This window comes from Streptococcus oralis (assembly GCF_023109155.1).
GTDB lineage: Bacteria > Bacillota > Bacilli > Lactobacillales > Streptococcaceae > Streptococcus > Streptococcus oralis_BZ.
This window is the reverse complement of the sequence record NZ_JALDUA010000001.1, coordinates 123,411-140,895: the sequence shown is the minus strand read 5'-3', so window position 1 is coordinate 140,895 and position 17,485 is coordinate 123,411. Positions and strand designations below refer to the sequence as shown.

At 41.7% G+C, this 17,485-nt stretch carries 18 protein-coding genes and 1 pseudogene; 2 read left to right on the top strand and 17 right to left on the bottom strand.

Annotated elements, in window-relative coordinates:
• Window positions 1-54: 54 nt before the first annotated feature.
• From dltD to M1F63_RS00580, 17 genes and pseudogenes are all read right to left on the bottom strand, one after another.
• Window positions 55-1,218, bottom strand: coding sequence for a D-alanyl-lipoteichoic acid biosynthesis protein DltD (dltD, locus tag M1F63_RS00660; RefSeq protein WP_247940484.1), 1,164 nt, complete (start codon window positions 1,216-1,218; stop codon window positions 55-57).
• 47 nt (window positions 1,219-1,265) lie between these two features.
• The gene (dltB, locus tag M1F63_RS00655) at window positions 1,266-2,420 is read right to left on the bottom strand and encodes a D-alanyl-lipoteichoic acid biosynthesis protein DltB (protein ID WP_247940483.1); all 1,155 of its coding nucleotides are present in this window, start codon (window positions 2,418-2,420) and stop codon (window positions 1,266-1,268) included.
• Between the two features lie 159 nt (window positions 2,421-2,579).
• The gene (locus M1F63_RS00650) at window positions 2,580-3,272 is read right to left on the bottom strand and encodes a methionine ABC transporter permease (protein ID WP_000444640.1); all 693 of its coding nucleotides are present in this window, start codon (window positions 3,270-3,272) and stop codon (window positions 2,580-2,582) included.
• 1 nt (window position 3,273) lies between these two features.
• Window positions 3,274-4,335: a methionine ABC transporter ATP-binding protein gene (locus M1F63_RS00645; RefSeq protein ID WP_000085680.1), complete on the bottom strand. Its 1,062-nt coding sequence runs from the start codon at window positions 4,333-4,335 to the stop codon at window positions 3,274-3,276.
• Window positions 4,328-5,701 (bottom strand): M20 family metallopeptidase, encoded by a 1,374-nt coding sequence (locus tag M1F63_RS00640; protein ID WP_000231780.1) that lies wholly within the window; start codon window positions 5,699-5,701, stop codon window positions 4,328-4,330. Before M1F63_RS00640 ends, M1F63_RS00645 begins: the two co-directional genes overlap by 8 nt.
• Before the next feature lie 118 nt (window positions 5,702-5,819).
• On the bottom strand, window positions 5,820-6,674 hold the full coding sequence (locus M1F63_RS00635; protein WP_000694535.1) for a MetQ/NlpA family ABC transporter substrate-binding protein: 855 nt from the start codon (window positions 6,672-6,674) through the stop codon (window positions 5,820-5,822).
• A 154-nt stretch (window positions 6,675-6,828) separates the two neighbouring features.
• Window positions 6,829-7,671 carry an amino acid ABC transporter substrate-binding protein gene (locus M1F63_RS00630; RefSeq protein ID WP_247940482.1) on the bottom strand — a complete coding sequence of 281 codons (843 nt, stop codon included), beginning with the start codon at window positions 7,669-7,671 and terminating at the stop codon, window positions 6,829-6,831.
• A 102-nt stretch (window positions 7,672-7,773) separates the two neighbouring features.
• The gene (locus M1F63_RS00625) at window positions 7,774-8,097 is read right to left on the bottom strand and encodes an AzlD domain-containing protein (RefSeq protein WP_000253911.1); all 324 of its coding nucleotides are present in this window, start codon (window positions 8,095-8,097) and stop codon (window positions 7,774-7,776) included.
• Window positions 8,087-8,782, bottom strand: coding sequence for an AzlC family ABC transporter permease (locus tag M1F63_RS00620; RefSeq protein ID WP_000659751.1), 696 nt, complete (start codon window positions 8,780-8,782; stop codon window positions 8,087-8,089). Before M1F63_RS00620 ends, M1F63_RS00625 begins: the two co-directional genes overlap by 11 nt.
• A 137-nt stretch (window positions 8,783-8,919) precedes the next feature.
• A pseudogene (locus M1F63_RS00615) lies at window positions 8,920-9,529 on the bottom strand (hypothetical protein).
• Between the two features lie 189 nt (window positions 9,530-9,718).
• Complete coding sequence (locus M1F63_RS00610) at window positions 9,719-10,393, bottom strand: CPBP family intramembrane glutamic endopeptidase (protein ID WP_247940481.1); 675 nt, start codon at window positions 10,391-10,393, stop codon at window positions 9,719-9,721.
• A gap of 18 nt (window positions 10,394-10,411) precedes the next feature.
• On the bottom strand, window positions 10,412-10,630 hold the full coding sequence (locus M1F63_RS00605; RefSeq protein ID WP_007520857.1) for a hypothetical protein: 219 nt from the start codon (window positions 10,628-10,630) through the stop codon (window positions 10,412-10,414).
• A gap of 284 nt (window positions 10,631-10,914) precedes the next feature.
• On the bottom strand, window positions 10,915-11,778 hold the full coding sequence (locus tag M1F63_RS00600; RefSeq protein ID WP_247940480.1) for an XRE/MutR family transcriptional regulator: 864 nt from the start codon (window positions 11,776-11,778) through the stop codon (window positions 10,915-10,917).
• Window positions 11,779-11,886: 108 nt separating this feature from the next.
• A complete protein-coding gene (gene tsaD / locus M1F63_RS00595) occupies window positions 11,887-12,897 on the bottom strand; it encodes a tRNA (adenosine(37)-N6)-threonylcarbamoyltransferase complex transferase subunit TsaD (protein ID WP_247940479.1) in 1,011 nt (336 codons plus the stop codon).
• Window positions 12,887-13,324: a ribosomal protein S18-alanine N-acetyltransferase gene (rimI, locus tag M1F63_RS00590; protein ID WP_000569857.1), complete on the bottom strand. Its 438-nt coding sequence runs from the start codon at window positions 13,322-13,324 to the stop codon at window positions 12,887-12,889. Before rimI ends, tsaD begins: the two co-directional genes overlap by 11 nt.
• Window positions 13,321-14,007, bottom strand: a complete 687-nt coding sequence (gene tsaB / locus M1F63_RS00585; protein ID WP_247940478.1) for a tRNA (adenosine(37)-N6)-threonylcarbamoyltransferase complex dimerization subunit type 1 TsaB — start codon at window positions 14,005-14,007, stop codon at window positions 13,321-13,323. Before tsaB ends, rimI begins: the two co-directional genes overlap by 4 nt.
• Window positions 14,008-14,338: 331 nt before the next feature.
• On the bottom strand, window positions 14,339-14,554 hold the full coding sequence (locus tag M1F63_RS00580) for a hypothetical protein (RefSeq protein WP_000492029.1): 216 nt from the start codon (window positions 14,552-14,554) through the stop codon (window positions 14,339-14,341).
• A 1,000-nt stretch (window positions 14,555-15,554) separates the two neighbouring features.
• Here M1F63_RS00580 and M1F63_RS00575 point away from each other — a divergent pair.
• Window positions 15,555-15,788 carry a DNA-dependent RNA polymerase subunit epsilon gene (locus M1F63_RS00575; protein ID WP_000639581.1) on the top strand — a complete coding sequence of 78 codons (234 nt, stop codon included), beginning with the start codon at window positions 15,555-15,557 and terminating at the stop codon, window positions 15,786-15,788.
• Between the two features lies 1 nt (window position 15,789).
• Window positions 15,790-17,469, top strand: coding sequence for a ribonuclease J1 (rnjA, locus tag M1F63_RS00570; RefSeq protein ID WP_247940477.1), 1,680 nt, complete (start codon window positions 15,790-15,792; stop codon window positions 17,467-17,469).
• The last annotated feature ends 16 nt before the right edge of the window (window positions 17,470-17,485 follow it).

Here is a 17,485-nt window from a genome sequence, read left to right as displayed (position 1 = left end):
ATGACTGTATAGAAAAATAGTGTCCACAAGATTAAACGATGTGTGTTAGTTAGCTTAGTTTGCAAATTTGTAAAGTTCTTTTTCAACTTCCATCCATCCTTTCACTCCAACGTGCATCACGTCAAATAAAAAGTAATCATCATACTCTCTGTTTCCATAGTTTAATACGGTTGCACCATGGCTTTTTGCGACATCTTCTATTTTTTTATAAGTTTTTTCTCGCATCTCTCTTGAGACTCCTGTGTAGTCGTTCCATTTCCCGTTTACTGGGAAAATAATAACCTCAACTTCAATTCCCAATTCTTTAGCAACTGTCAAGAAGAGTTGCATATCTGAATATTCTGGTGACTCCAGATAGCTCAAATCTTTATTAGAATCTCTCAATGATGCATAGCGATCTTTTAAGTAAGTATTGTAGTAGTTATTATCAACAGCATAGTCATTATTGTCTGTTTTCTTTTTGACCTCTTCCACAAACTGATCCGTCATCTTCTGCCAATCATAGTCTGGGGTTTTATCCCCTAGTGAAGGATAATCTGATTTCTCATGATTTTCATAAAATTTTCGTTTGAGCTTAAAGGAATACATCGCGTTATCTAACTCTAATAGTTTTTTATCAACAATGGTTCCTTTTCCATCTATGAAATAACTTTTGTATTTTTTGTAGATGTCATTTTGTTGCTTGTTTCCTTTGGTAATCTCGATAATGCGATTGATTAGTTTTTCTTTCGTTTCTTTACTAATCTTGTCATTATCTAGCATGTGGAAAATATGTTCCTGAGAAGCCTTATTCAAAAAGGCATCTTGATGGGTCCCATCTTTTTCAAACCACTGAACAGACTCTACTATAGCTACTTTTCGCTTACTCATAGATCCTTCAATAGAGCCCAAGGTCGTAGCCTGAATGATGTTTTGAGAATAACTGGTCCCAATCTGCATGATATTAAAATCGTTGTAGTTAAAAATTTTATTTGGATGATAGTCCTCATTTATCGTTGCAACCAACTCTGAGGAACCCATTAGAACCAGTGTATTGGGGGTAATATTGCTTGTTAGAATATCTCTACTTTTATACTTTTCATACGAGGTGTTATAACGAATACTGTTATCCTTGACTTTATAATAATCATCAATCTTCTTGACATACGTCACATTTAAAAGGGCAAGCGTCGCAATTACGAGCACAAGCGATAGTAAAAATGCTTTTAATTTAATCATCTCGTTTTATCCTATCCCTTCGGTCTGGAAGACTTCTTTTCAATCTCTTATCTCTTTAAAATCGTCAGTAAGATTTTATAGGGTTCACCTGAAAAGATAAAGAAACCAATCATAACCAAATGCATGGTCACAAACCAACTTAGTAGCTTATACCAGTTTTTATTTTTATTTTTCTTATAAAAATTGCTTTTCTTTTGATACACTTCAAATCCAGCCATCAAGACACCATGGTAAAAACCATAAACAATGTAGCTAACACTAAGGCCATGCCAAAAACCCATGACCAACATATTGACCATATAGGCATAGGTTGCATTGTGTAGTCTATTTTTAAACCATTTTTTCCTGATAACCTGCATCAATACTCTTGAAAATACAAAATCTCTCAGCCAGGTCGACAAGGTGATATGCCATCTGGTCCAGAAATCCTTGATATCAACACTCAAGAAAGGTTTGTTAAAGTTCATCGGTGTCTGAATACCTAGAATGTTGCTACTTCCAACGGCCATTAGACTATAGCCTGCAAAGTCAAAGAACAGATACAAGGTATAGAGGTACATATACTTGATTGAATAAACGACTGTGCCAGTATTATTTAGAGCGAGTAACATCTGGTAAACATAGGTTGATAAAACAACCTTGTAAAGAAGGCCTAGAACGATACGATACACACCGTCCCCTGCTAACTCTAGATACTCTTTTCGGGGCATGACCTCGTTTATCTCTTTTAAAAATCTCCTACTCCGATCAATCGGACCAGCACTAACTGTTGGAAAAAAGAGCAAAAACTGTAGGTAATCTTTTACACTGATTTTTTCTTTGATCAAGCCATCCGATATTTCTAGCATGATCTGAATGGTCTTAAAGGACATGTAAGAAATTCCAATAAAGGCCAACAAATGCAGAGAAGTCAGAGCAAAGACTTTATTGATTATCAAAGGAAGAATGGAAAGGAAAAGCAGTGGTTTCAGCCGCTTTGCCTCTATCCTCTGTGCTAGAAAAACCAGAAAATACTGGTAAACGACAAAGGCGAGCAAATAGACCATCATCGCTCGACTCTTACCATAGATAGCTCCTGCAAATAAGAGGGAGAGCGTCAAAATATAGTAGTCCTTACGTTTTTCAAAAAAATTTACCACAAAACCAATCAGTAAAACTACAAACAAGAGAAGGAAGAAATCATTCCCCTCGAAATAATTCATACCAGCCAAACTCCTTTACATTATCATCCCTTCGACAGCAAACTTTCTGATTTGCTAATTGAGGGACCTTTCTTTATTATAGCATATTTCTAAAAAGAAGCTTTACTCTTCTTGCATTTCAGTGAGAAAACAAAAAGGAGTCCTGTTGAACTCCTCCCATTATTTATGACTTAATTTCTTGGTCAAGAAATCTCCCAAGAACTGGATCGTAAAGATAATCAAGATGATAATGATGGTCGCCAAGATGGTCACATCGTGATTGTAACGGTTGAAGCCATAAGCGATGGCTACGTTACCGATACCACCAGCACCAACCGCTCCCGCCATGGCTGTTTCTCCAACAAGGGAAATCAAGGTCACTGTCGTCACACGAATCAAATCTGGCAAACCTTCTGATAGGTAAACACCCACGATATCCCAGAAAGTCGCTCCACTGGCCTGCGCCGCTTCAATAACACCACCATCTAGTTCAGCCAAGACAACCTGCACCTGACGGGCAAAGAAGGCAAAGACCGCAAAAGAAAGTGGAACAAGGGCTGCATTGGGTCCGATACTAGTCTTGACAATCAAGTGAGACAGTGGCGACATGATTGCCAAGAGGATAATAAAGGGAACCGCACGGAAAATAGAGGTAATCTTGTCTAAAATCCAAAAGATAACCTTATTTTCCAAGACACCACCTGGCGCTGTCAAGACGAGGAAAAGACCTGCCACTAGTCCTAAGAAACCTCCAATGATAAAGGAAAGAACTGTCATATAGAGGGTTAGGTAGATGGCTGTTCCCCAGCCTGCTTGACCAGCCCAGCCCATTTTATAGACATTTGGTAAATAGGTTTGAATCAATGATTCCATCTTACTGTCCTCCCTTCAATACTTTTAGCTGTACGCCTGCTTGACGGATGGCCTCTTGGGCACCTGCTAGCGCTGCTTTTTCACCTGACAAGACTACAACCAATTCTCCAACAGGAGTGCCGTCGAGAATCTCGATATTCCCATAGAGAATATTAGCTGTTACTTGGTAATGTTTATACAATTCATTCAAAAGTGGCTCGTCTGTCGAAGCCCCTGCATACTTGAGTTGCACTAAGATACTGTTCTCAGACAAGTGCTCTACGATTTCTTGCTTCTCAATCTTGACCATGGCTTCATCAATACCTGTAGCTGTTGAGATAAAGTCCTGTGTCAAAGGTTGTTTAGGATCTGAGAAGATTTCAAGAACACTACCCTCTTCAATCAAACGACCATCCTGCATGACCGCCACACGGTTGGCAATGTCTTTGACAATCTGCATTTCATGCGTAATCAAGACAACGGTCAAACCTAATTTTTGGTTCAAATCTTGCAACAAGGCCAAAATCTGCTTAGTTGTCTTAGGGTCGAGGGCAGACGTTGACTCGTCTGAAATCAAAATTTTTGGATCATTTGCCAAGGCACGCGCAATGGCCACACGCTGTTTTTGCCCTCCTGATAGTTGTGAAGGGTAGTTTTCAGCACGATCCGCCAAGCCAACCAAGTCTAACAACTTGGCTACTTTAGCTTTCTTTTCTTCCTTGCTGAGTCCAGAATGTTTAAGGGCAAAGGCCACATTCTCCTCGGCCGTTTTCTGGCTCATAAGATTAAAGTGTTGGAAAATCATCCCGATATCTTGACGTTTCCGACGTAACTGTTCCGCCGTCAAAGTGACCTTACCATCAAAAATCACATCGTCATCAATGGTAATTTTCCCAGCAGATGGCTTTTGCAAGAGGTTAATCACCCGTACAAGGGTTGATTTCCCCGCTCCAGAATATCCAACGATACCGTAGATATCCCCTTCTTGGATGTGAATGGTCACATCCTTGACCGCTGTGATGGTTCTCTTCTTTTGGTGAAAAGTCACATCGATCTGATCTAACTTGATAATATCTCTACTCATAGCTTCTAATCAGCTCCTCTACTAATTCAATATGGGTGTAGTAATCGGCGATTCGCACGTTTTCATCTCCACCATGGTCTCGGCTATTGGCATTTCCTAGACCGAAGGCCACCATGGGTACCTCTAAGGCATCAAAGACCGTATGCATAGGTCCTGTCCCCGCTGTGGTCGGCAAGACTGAAACGCCCTGTGGATAGAATTTCTTGGCCAACTCGATCACATTGAGAATGGCCGGCGCGCTCATATCGCTTCGATAACTCATCTCTCCCAAGGTATAGTATAATTCTACCTTATCAAAGCCATTTTTGTCTAGCTGTTTCCGAATTTTTTCCAGAACATCATGCGGTTCTAAGCCAGGAACCAAACGAACTTCTAACTTAGCACTGGCTTCTGCTGGCAAAATCGTTTTAACCCCTTGCCCTTGATAACCTGACTGAATCCCTTCGATATTAAGGGCTGGCTCGAAAAAGAACCGTTTTAGAAAGGCTGCACGATCCTCTTGTAAGAGAGGTAATTCCAAACCATAAATGCGACTAATTTCCTCTGGATTGCGTTGGGCGTAAGTATCCACCAAGGCTAGCTCTCGTTTATTTGGCTCTTGAACATCCTCGTACAGGCCTTCTACTAAGATACGTCCATCTGCTGCACGTAGGCTACTTAAGGCCTGGATAAGATACCATGGAGCTGACTCCACGACACCACCATAACTCGAGTGGATATCCACATCCGCACTCTTCACCTTAGCATCAAAGGTTACAATTCCCTTGTTTCCGCCAGAGATTTCCAGCTGTTCCAAGGCGTTCTTGGTTCCTTGTTCCCAGACTAGCAAGTCCGCTCCACGAAGTTTGTCTGCGTGTTTCTCTAAATACTTATCTAGATCCATGGAAGCAGACTCCTCTGCTCCCTCCATGATAAAGCTGATATTGACAGGCAGGTCATCATGGTGCTGCATATACTTTCTCAAAGCACTCAAACGAGCTGTGATGTGGCCTTTGTCGTCGTCAACCCCACGCCCATACATAAAGCCATTTCGCACAGAAAGGGTAAAAGGATCCTCTGTCCACACCTGGTCGCCATCCGCTGGCACGGTGTCATAGTGATTATAGAAGATCAAGGTCTTGGCATCCGGACGCGAACTCTTGAAATGCGCCATGACAAAGGGAGCCGTATAGCTCTCATCAATCTCCACTTCAGCCCCTACACGCTTGAAAATCTCACCCAGATAGTTTGCGACCTCCTTGAGTCCAACCTGTTGGGCAAAGACTGATTTCTTGGAAATCAAGGTGCGCAAGACTTCAAAATAATGCTGAGCAACATGATCCTTCTCAAATTTTTCAATCTGCTCTTGTTCGCTAGGAAAAACCATTTTCTCTCTCTTTCTACTACCTACTTGTGTCTTCAGAACGACCACAAGTGCCTCTTTAAAATCAACTCTCTATACAAAAGCAAGAGGTGGAAACTCTCTCCCACCTCCCTGTGTCTTATTACCAAACTGGTTGGTCCAAACCGTCTGATGTTTCTTCGATAACTTTTTTCACTTCATCAGTGTGGTAAGCTGCGATAATTTTCTTGATGGCATCAGCCTTAGGTGATGATTCCCAATCTTTTTTCGCAACAATGATGTTGTACCATTGTTTTGAGTTTTCATCAGCTTGTTCTTTGAAGAGTGCTTTCTTGTAGTCCAATTTTGCTTCTGTAACGAAGGTATTGTTTACAACGGCAGCATCAACTGATGACAATGAACGAGCTGTTTGGCTAGCGTCCAATTCAGTAATCTTCAAGTTCTTTGGATTTTCTGTGATGTTAGCAACTGTTGCAAGTGCAGTTCCAGAAACATCCAATTTGATCAAACCAGCTGATTGAAGCAAGTAAAGTGCACGGCTTTCGTTTGTTGCATCGTTTGGTACGGCGATTTCACCGTTATCTGGGATTTCTTCCACTTTGGTGTACTTGTTTTCTTCCCCATTTTTACCTGAGTATAGGCGGATTGGTGAGATGTAGGTATCTGCAATCGCTACAAGGTCTTTCCCGTTTTCTTTGTTCCAGTTGTTCAAGAAGTTGTAGTGTTGGAAAGCATTCAAGTCTACTTCGCCATCAGCAGTTGCCTTGTTTGGTTGTGAGTAGTCTGTGAACTCTGTAAATTTCAAGGTAATGCCGTCTTTTTTGACCAATTCTTGAATCTTGTCCCAACGTGCTTCTTCAGAACCACTACGGTTAACTGTTGCGATTTTGACAACTGTTTCGTTGTCAGCTTTCTTTTCTGAATTTCCGCAAGCTGCAAGAGTCAAACCTGCGACTGTAGCAAGAGCTGCTACACCGAGCCATTTTTTAATTTTCATGATTCTATCTCCTTTAAAAATAATACCGTAATAGTATCTCATACTTTATTTGATTTAGCAAATTGTTATTAGATAGGCAGACATATAGTTTGAAACTATATACCTAAAAATTGAGAAATCATCCGCCTTTCTCAGACTGGATGATTTCATACGACTATTTGATATCAGCTTCTGCTGGGAGGTAAGTGTCCCCGAAGAACTGTTTAGACAATTTTTCAAGAGTTCCGTCTTTGTAGAGTTCTTGGATACGTTTGTCTACAAATGATTTCAACTCATCTTGACCTTTAGCAAGAAGTGGGTAAACGTAAGGTTGTTGGTCGCTTGGAAGTTCAATGACTTTCAAGTTGTCCAAACCTTGGTTCTTGATAACTGTTTCAACACCGATTTTATCAAAAATCTTGTAGTCAAACTGACCATCGCTCAAACGAGACATGATTTGTTGGAAGTCCGCTTTAGTGTAGTTAAGAACAGTTGGATTATCTGCGTGTTGTTTGTTATAATCTTCTAGCTGTTTAGCTGATGTTGTCCCTTGAACGACCTCAGTAGACTTGCCTCCGATATCATCAAGTGACTTGATGCTGTCGTCGTCTTTCTTCACAACGAGAACGTTAGGGTTTTTAGCAGTTGGTGCTGCATAAAGGTACTTTTCAGCACGTTCTTTGGTATAGCTGATATTGTTAACCGCCATTTGGTAGCGATCGCTATCAAGGCCTGCAAAGACACCTGACCACTCTGTCTTTTCAAACTTGACATTGTATTTGTCAGAGTCTTTAAAGATAGCACGGACTACTTCAATCTCATAACCAGTCAACTCGCCATTTTCTTCGTAGTTAAATGGTTTTGGTGAAGCATTGGTTGCAACGATAATTTCTTTCTTACCAGATGCTGCTTCGCTAGTTGCAGTATCTTTCTTATCTCCGCCTGAGCAAGCTGCTAGTACACCTGCGGCAACAAGTCCTAGAGCAGCAAGAGATGAATATTTGACGATTTTTTTCATGTCATTTCCTCCAAAATAGAATACTTTACTATCTTAACAGAAAATATTTTTTTTTGCCATTATATGATATCTATCTCGGTGATAGGTTTTTTTTATGGCTGACTAAAAGACTAGACGCAAGACTGCAATCAAGACCACTCCAAAAAGAACCGTACCCACTAGATTGCGGTAGCGAAAGGCTATCCAAGCCGTTGGAAAGACTGCTAAAAAGTCCAGCCATTTGATCTGGGGAAGGCTGCCAACCTTTCCAGTCACTACGCTTGAAAGGATCAAGGCAAAAATAATGGAAACAGGCAAAAACTTCAAAAACCGCTCGACGATAGCTGGCAACCCCTTGTACTTGACCAAGATGAAGGGAATCATGCGGGGAATCCAAGTCACTAATCCAGAAAAGACGATTGCCATTAAAATATACTTACTGACCATCTAAGACCACCCCCATGGTACAACCTAGCAAGGTCGCAAACAGAACAGCTAGTGACTGAGACACTACTATCAAGAGCAAAAAGAAAGACACCGCAACAACTGCAAGAATCAGCAGCAGATTCCGTACAGGAACCCGTCTTTGCATAATCTGAAATTGTGAAGTAAAAATCCCGATAAACATCCCAACAAGGGCAAAGTCCAAGCCAAAGACCTCAGGATTTGGAAGAAGCCCACCTAAAGCTGTCCCCGCAACTGTCCCAATAAACCAGGCTACATAACTATTGAGATTGTTCCCGTGCATCCACATAGGATGGACCTTGTCTGTATGGGCTAATTCTCCCATCAAAACCCCATAGGTCTCATCTGTCAGGAGACTGGACATGCCGATATTTTGCCAAAGACTAGTATGACGGAAATAGGTCGATGCATGCAAGCTCAGCAAAAAGAGTCGCAAGTTGATCAAAAAGACCGTCATAGCAATAGCTGCCACAGGCGCTTGTACCGCAATCAGTGCCAACATAGCAAACTGGGCGCTCCCAGCATAAACAAAGAGGCTCATCAAGCCCATCTCAACAGGTGTCACATAAGGCGCACCAATAATCCCACAGGCTAGACCAATGCTGACATAGCCAAGAGCAGTCGGCATGGCTGCCTGAACACCTTCCCAAAATCCTTTTTCTTTCATCCTTCTCCTCATATTCTCTCCAATTGAGGCTGTTCATCATCACAGCTACAGCACGGACTATTATAACATATTCAAAGAAGAGAAAAAAGTTTCGGATTCGAAACTTATTGTCAGCAAAAAGTGCTGAAGAGGGAGTATCATGGATACATAAGAAATTGATCCACTCGGATAGTATACTTATCGGTTTCTGTGTCTGTAGCATATTTATTTTCTGTTGGATAGACATCAACCCAGAGTTCCCACTGTTGTCCTTTTAACTTGACCTTGTAGCGATAACCGTCATCGTATAGTCCTACCGGATCAGTGGTCATAGACTGGTAATCTGGAAGAGCTTCAAGTTCTGTTTTTACATTCTGGGATAAGGTATCGAGCAATGCTTGCTGCTCAGCTTTTGAGGAAACGGGGAAAATAAGCCGCTACTGTTTCCAAGTGATGTGATTTTGAAAATGTAAAGGTTGCTCGACCAGTATAGCCTTTCAAAGTAATCTGTTCATAGTGATAGAAAAGGCGGCCTGTTTTATAGAAATAAGGGTCTTCTGCACGCCAAGTGTCGCGATAGGCCATTTCCTCTTCTTCCTCCACCTCGCTAGCCTTTCCCAATCCTTCTTCAAAAGATTTAGGAGACATACCGAACGAAAGGGATTCAAACAAGACCAGTTGTGTCTTTTTGATATTCTGGCAAGCTGATAAAAGCATGAGTAAAGCTCCAAGAGCAAGCAGACTACTGACTATTTTATTAAACTTCATATTTCTACTATACAAAAAAAGTCTATGATTGACAAACTTTGATAGAGTCAGATTCCGTGGTTAGATTCTAAAATTACTTTTTCATTTAAGGTAACAAGGAATTGAACAAGGACTATTATTAGATATTGGAGATAAGAAAAAGACTGGGAAGTCAGCCTTATCTATGTGATGTAAATATTTCTGCTAAATCTAGTAGCCAAACACCAATAAGCTCACGATGATTAAAAAGCTATTCCACAAGATGTGGAGTGCTATTGACCAATAAACTGAACGTGTATAACGAAAAAATATACAGAGTAGCAGACTTGCTCCAGCATAAATGATGAAGTCTGTTAACACCCATCCATACTGCAAAACATGAATGAGACTAAAGAGAGTGGAGGAAACGATGACATCTATATAGTACTTTTTCAATTTAGATAGTGCTGTCATCAGAAGCCCACGAAAGACCAATTCTTCAACTATCGGAGCAATGAGACTGCCATAGAGAATGCGCGTTACAAAGTAACTAATTCCTGTCAAATTAGCTGCTTCTTTCACTATTGCACTCCCATTTTGCGTACTGGGGAAGATCTGAGTCGTTATATTTACCCACAAAAACATCAATATAAAGGAAAGAAAGAAGATAACTAGATAGGGCCAACGAAACTCGAAGCGACCATAATCTTTCCAACGTTGACTCTTGACAAGAACCTTAGTAGCAGTAATTCCCTCAATTATTATAAGTAAAATTTGAATCCCATAAAATCCAAAATCGGATAACTGGTTCACTGAGTCTAATTTTGCTACAAGATTAAAAATCGAGTAATAGGACACGAGTACCAAAATTGTCCCTAAATAAAATTTCGTTTCTTTCCTTTTCATAGTTGATCCTTTTAAGTTTTATTTACGTCTTCTTTCAGCCAAGCCTGCCCAGAGTCCTTTCATCCAATCAAAAGCTCCGTAAGGGCTTGGTCCAATACCTCCACCTCCCCAAATCGGTAGAGCAGTTCCACCACCTCCTCCTGGGATATTGGCAGTATACACAAAATCTCCACCGTAAACCTTCTCCAACTCAGCTTCTGTCAGTTCCATTGTTTCTGCATATTGTAAATTCAACATCATTTACACTCCTTCAATTATTTTTATTTGTAAACCACTCCTGCGACCTAGGATTTGCTTCAAATGATTTACAAGGATAGTATAACACGGAAATCACCACATTTTAGAAAATCGCATATTTGATATTTTTTCTTATAGAAATTTCACATTTGCGATTTTTATAGAATTGACTCTTTCACTGATATAATATGGTTACTATTAGATAGGAGGATACAAAATGAAGAAACAAGTCTTAACATTATTGACAATCGTTGCTGATATTATTATCATTTCACCTTTTCTAACTAATCGATAAGCTCTTTGTATTGTTGGAAGCGTAATTCAAAAAGGGCGGTTAATTGTGGATTTTCTAATACTTGTAGAGATTGGAGATAGCTTTCAATCTCTTTTTGATTACCTCCTTTGGTTTGAAGAAAAACACTCAATTTCTTTAAAAATTGCCACAATAATCTCTCAAAAACATCGTATGGTCGGAGCATGCTCCCCAACTCGGCCTCAAAGATTGGGATATAGGAGAAAAGTTTACGCTCTATGAGTTCTGATATGATATTCAGAAAGCCACTTTTCATATACAATAGATTGTGTACCAACTCTTTAAATTCCTTGGATTTTTCAAGTAAAGAGGTAGATAAAAAGATCAAATCTTGATTGCTCAAGAAGGGCATGGTATTGCAAAAAAGATAAAGTTCAAACCAGGTCCAAGACTCGATAGCATAGAGGTAGCTAGTCAAAAACTCGCTATCCTCCTCTTCTAGCAGATAGTTTTTATCCAGAGAATGGATAGCGTTTTTAATCACAATAGCATTCAAACGACGATAAGTCTGTGCCATTTGTTCCTGCTCGACCTTCTCTAATAGTTGCTCTAAACCTGCTATATCTTGATGGGCAAAGCGATCTACAACTTTTCGTCCAAATCGCATATGTGGGGATTCTTGATAGCTATTAAGCTTGTGCCCAAACTCATCAAAGGTCACATTTATACCTTGGATTGCTAGTATCAGTTTATCCGCAGACAGCATAGACTGTCCCAGTTCAAACTTGGATAACTGGGATGCTGTCAGGCCCTCACAAGCCACATCTGACTGCTTGAGTTTCCTCGCCAGCCGCAATTCCTTGTAAAATTCTCCCAATTCTTGTTTTTCAATCATCTCCTTACTCCCTTATCAACTCACTTCACTTTTCTATTCGTAAAAATTTTTACTTTTTTAGCATATTATAAAATATTTTATCAAAAAAGCCAGCTCAAAGCTGACTCTTTATTCTATAGTATCAAAGGCGAGGCTTGGTTTGGCGTTGAGGTCCAAGCCTGCAAAGTTTTCTTTATTCCACTCGCTAACGCTAGCATAGGCAATCATACCTGCATTGTCTCCGCAAAGGCGTAGAGGTGGGATGATAACCTTGACATCTGTGATTTCGGCTGCTAGACGTTCTCTGAGCCCTTTATTAGCTGCCACGCCACCGGCCACGACTAGGGTTTTAACAGGATATTTTCCCAAAGCCTTCTTGGTTTTGGCCATGAGAATATCCATGACTGCTGCTTGGAAAGATGCTGACAGGTCTTCCTTGGACAAGCTTTCTCCCTTTTGCTCGGCATTGTGGTAAAGATTGATAAAGGCAGACTTCAAACCTGAGAATGAAAACTCTAGATTGTCCTCCTTAATCATGGCACGAGGGAAATCATAAATATCTTGCCCTTGATGAGCTAGCTCATCAATCTCGCGACCTGCTGGATAGGTCAAGCCCATGACACGGCCGACCTTATCATAGGCCTCACCAACTGCATCATCCCGCGTTTCCCCAACAATCTTATAATCCCCAGCCTCAGAAACATAGACCAACTCCGTGTGCCCACCGCTGACCAAGAGGGCTAGCAAGGGAAACTCCAAAGGCTCCACGCTTTGAGCTGCCATGAGGTGACCCGCCATGTGATTCACGGGGATCAGCGGAAGTCCTTGAGCCCAAGCAAAGGCCTTGGCAGCTGACAAACCAACTAGCAGTGCTCCAACCAATCCAGGTCCATAAGTAACGGCAACAGCTGTCACATCCGCTTCGGTAATCCCTGCTTCTGCTAGCGCCTCCTCGATGCAGGCTGTAATAACCTCGACATGGTGACGACTAGCTACTTCTGGTACTACGCCCCCAAAACGCTTGTGACTCTCAATTTGACTCGCAATGACATTGGACAAGAGCTCGTCATCGTTTTTCAGTACGGCAACACTGGTCTCATCACAGGATGTCTCAAATGCTAAAATATATCTATCCTTCATCTATTTCTCTCTTCATGATGATGGCGTCCTCGACTGGGTCATGGTAGTAGGCCTTTCGCTCAGCGATGACCGCCATCTTTTCTTTCTTGTAAAATGCTTGCGCTCGTTGGTTTGACTTTCTGACTTCGAGGAAAATCTCCTTATCCGCTGGCAATTGAGCAAACAAGGCTGACGCAATTCCCTGACCCTGATAGCTAGGCAGTACAGCAATCTGCAAGACTTCTGCTTCAAAGAGATTCTCCTGAACGGCTAGAAAGCCAATCACTTCTGCCCCATCATAAGCTAGAGCGTACCAAGTCTGGTCTTGGGACAGGTCTGCTTGGATTTGTTCCAGTGCCCAAGGACTGACTGGGTAAACTGTTACCATAACAGCGTAGATTGCTTGAGCCAGGTCAGGCTGTCTTTGGATTCTTTTGATTTCTATCATAGACGTTTAATGTAGGACTCACCAGACTCGGTATGGTTCTTGAGCCAGTTTTCCTCAGCCTCAACACGCTTGAGATAGTTAGGAACAAAGTCATGAATGGACTGGGAAGGCAGGTCTAAACCGAGACGACCAACAGCCGCCGCGTTTGGCAAAGTTGGCTGAAGGGTAGCCTGAGGAAGAGCCACTTCAATCTGCTCCGTAAAATCTGCTGTCTCTCCGACAAAGGTGACTGACTGGTTAGCAGCGCCAGCTATTTCCAAAACCTCTGCCAAAGGCAGATGAGCTTCCGGCCACACAGCCTGACCAGACTGGTAAAAGCCAGCATAGACATTATTGCGGCGGGCATCCATGACAGGAATGACCAAACCCTCCACCTGCTCTGGAACTAAAGCCAGCAAACTAGACACACCAACTAACTCAATGTTCAGGGTATGAGCCAAGGTCTTGGCAGTTGCTACCGCGATTCGCAAACCTGTGTAGCTACCTGGTCCTTCAGCTACCACGATTCGATCCAAATCCTTGGGTGTCCAATCCAAACTTGCCATCAAAAAATCGATGGCTGGCATGAGGGTAATACTGTGATTCTTCTTGATATTAATCGTCATCTCGGCAAGAACCTGCTTGTCCTCTAAAATGGCTAGAGAAAGAGCCTTGCTGGACGTATCAAAAGCTAATACTTTCATAACACATTCCTATCTTTTTGTCTGTTTACTATTATACTACAAAAGCCAGCGCATGGGAATTTTCTTTATTTCCAAACAAAAGTGCCTGCCACTTAAACAAGCAATTCTGCACAAAAAATTCAAAAAAGTTGTAGCTTTTTTGAATAGAAAAGTGAACAAGGAAATTGAAAAGTTCTTTGTAAAAAATTTGGAGCAAGCATTTATGTTTCAACTCGATTTTTGATACGAAAGAACATCGTCGTAAAAATAAAGATATCAACTAAAAATAGAAAAAGTCCATCCCATCTAAAGACGAGGTGGATTCTCTGTATATCTAGAGGAATAATTGACTTTAGGCATTTAAACCAAAGTAGAAAACGAGCCAGACAACATAGGTGACCAGGAGGAGAAAAATTGAATAGAGCGTCACAAAAGCAAGCTTCCAAAGGAATTTTGTTTTGCGGTGTTCCAGATGAACAAACAGGGCATTCCCCCCATAGACACAGGCTACAAAGACTACAAACATCAAGAGGCGAACCCCTACTGCAAATTCAAACAAACTAAACATTCTTAATCCTCCTTTTGGTATTGCTATTTTTATATAAACTGTTGACAGTGTTGGTCTATCAATGTTAAAATGTAATTCAACACTGGTAGGAAAATCAGGTTGAGTTGTTGACTCTTCGGGTTGCAGTGCTATCCCTGAAACTTTGGTTTCTAAAGAACTGAAATTGCGATTGAACAATTCGCCCCAAGTGTTAGATGGCTCTTGACTTCGGTCAGGAGCTTTTTGATGCTTTTAAAGTTGATTCACTCAGTAAGTTATAGTAAAGTATAAATATTGGGAGGATAATGTAGGGCGACTGGTGACAGAGCGTTCAAAGGTACCAACTTCTGGTACGGGTGTGGGACTGCCCTCAGCTTTGAGCTGCAAAGACCCCTGACTACCATTGGTCCTCTCTTTTTGCTTACTCTTAAATTAAGTGCTTGTCTTTACCTTTTAGTAAGCGCTCCACTCCATGCTATGTCTACATCGTTATACTTATAGATTGACTTCTTAGCCTCATAGATGATAGAATTAAGTAAAGGCTGAGATCGAGTTTGATTTGGTGACAAGTCATTCAAAGGTTGCGATGCATTCGCTTCAGGTAGAGGTGCTGCCATCTGGACTGCTCCAGGAAAATCCCCGAGTTTTGTCTCAGCCTTTTTGGTTGCTCTCGAGATTTCTCAAGGGCTTTTTCTTTTTTCAAAGATATCATTCTGCCCCAACCATCTACACCAACGATTAATGAAACTAGAACTATATTCTTCCTCAAATCTACTATCTCTTTAGATTCCCCCTTTCATTATAACACCTAAGCGCTCTCCGACCAAATCCTACCTGTCTTTTTGCTCCTTCTTCCCCTCCAGACTTTCTCCATTTCCGTCTTTTACTAATTTTTCATTTTGTGGTATAATTGAAATAATTGTAACGAATCAAGGTCAATCTAGACACAAAATGGAATGAAATCAAGCAAATCTCTGCTAAAAGTTTGGAATAAGCTGACCTGTAAATAGAAAGGAACTATATGATTTACAAAGTTTTTTATCAAGAAACAAAAGAACGTAGCCCACGTCGTGAAACAACACGCTCACTTTACCTAGACATCGATGCCAACTCAGAACTTGAGGGCCGTATCGCTGCTCGCCAACTTGTCGAAGAAAACCGCCCAGAGTACAACATCGAGTTCATCGAACTCTTGTCTGACAAATTGCTAGATTACGAAAAAGAAACTGGCGCTTTCGAGATTACGGAGTTCTAATATGGCCTACACTCTTAAACCTGAAGAAGTCGGCGTTTTTGCCATCGGTGGTCTGGGAGAAATCGGAAAAAACACATACGGAATTGAATACCAAGACGAGATTATTATCGTCGATGCTGGGATTAAATTCCCAGAAGATGACTTGCTGGGTATCGACTATGTCATTCCTGATTACTCTTACATCGTGGACAATATCGACCGCGTCAAGGCTGTTTTGATTACACACGGACACGAGGACCACATCGGTGGGATTCCTTTCCTGCTCAAGCAAGCAAATGTCCCTATTTACGCTGGACCACTTGCCCTGGCTTTGATCCGTGGAAAACTCGAAGAACACGGCCTCTTGCGCAACGCCAAACTTTACGAAATCAACCACAACACTGAGTTGACCTTTAAAAATCTCAAGGCAACTTTCTTTAGAACTACTCACTCCATTCCAGAGCCTTTGGGGATTGTCATTCATACTCCTCACGGTAAAATCGTCTGTACGGGTGACTTTAAGTTTGACTTTACTCCAGTTGGGGAACCAGCGGACTTGCACCGTATGGCAGCCCTTGGTGAAGAAGGCGTACTCTGTCTCCTGTCTGACTCGACGAATGCAGAAGTACCAACCTTTACCAACTCTGAAAAAGTCGTTGGTCAGTCCATCATGAAGATCATCCAAGGCATCGAAGGACGTATCATCTTTGCATCCTTTGCCTCAAATATCTTCCGTCTCCAGCAAGCAACAGATGCTGCTGTTAAGACTGGACGCAAGATTGCGGTCTTTGGTCGTTCTATGGAAAAGGCCATTGTCAACGGGATCGAGCTTGGCTACATCAAAGCTCCTAAGGGAACCTTTATCGAGCCAAATGAAATCAAAGATTATCCTGCAGGCGAGGTTCTGATCCTCTGTACAGGTAGTCAAGGCGAGCCGATGGCAGCCCTCTCTCGTATCGCTAACGGAACCCACCGTCAGGTGCAACTCCAACCCGGCGATACTGTTATCTTCTCTTCTAGCCCAATCCCTGGAAACACGACTAGCGTCAACAAGTTGATTAACATCATTTCTGAAGCTGGTGTCGAAGTCATCCACGGTAAGATTAACAATATCCACACCTCTGGACACGGTGGTCAGCAAGAGCAAAAACTCATGCTCCGTTTGATCAAGCCGAAATACTTCATGCCTGTCCACGGTGAATACCGCATGCAGAAAGTCCATGCTGGACTAGCGGTGGATACGGGTGTCGAGAAGGACAATATCTTTATCATGAGCAATGGTGATGTGCTTGCCCTTACTGCTGACTCAGCTCGTATCGCAGGTCATTTCAATGCCCAAGACATCTATGTTGATGGAAATCGTATCGGTGAAATCGGTGCGGCTGTCCTCAAAGACCGCAGAGATCTATCTGAAGATGGTGTCGTTCTAGCAGTCGCAACTGTTGACTTCAAGTCTAAAATGATCTTGTCTGGTCCAGATATCCTCAGCCGAGGCTTTGTCTACATGAGAGAATCTGGAGACTTGATTCGCCAAAGCCAGCGCATCCTCTTCAATGCTATTCGTATCGCGCTGAAGAACAAAGATGCTAGCGTGCAATCTGTCAATGGTGCCATTGTCAACGCTATTCGTCCTTTCCTCTATGAAAATACAGAACGTGAGCCGATTATTATCCCTATGATCCTCACGCCAGATGAAGAATAATACTCTTTGATTTTCA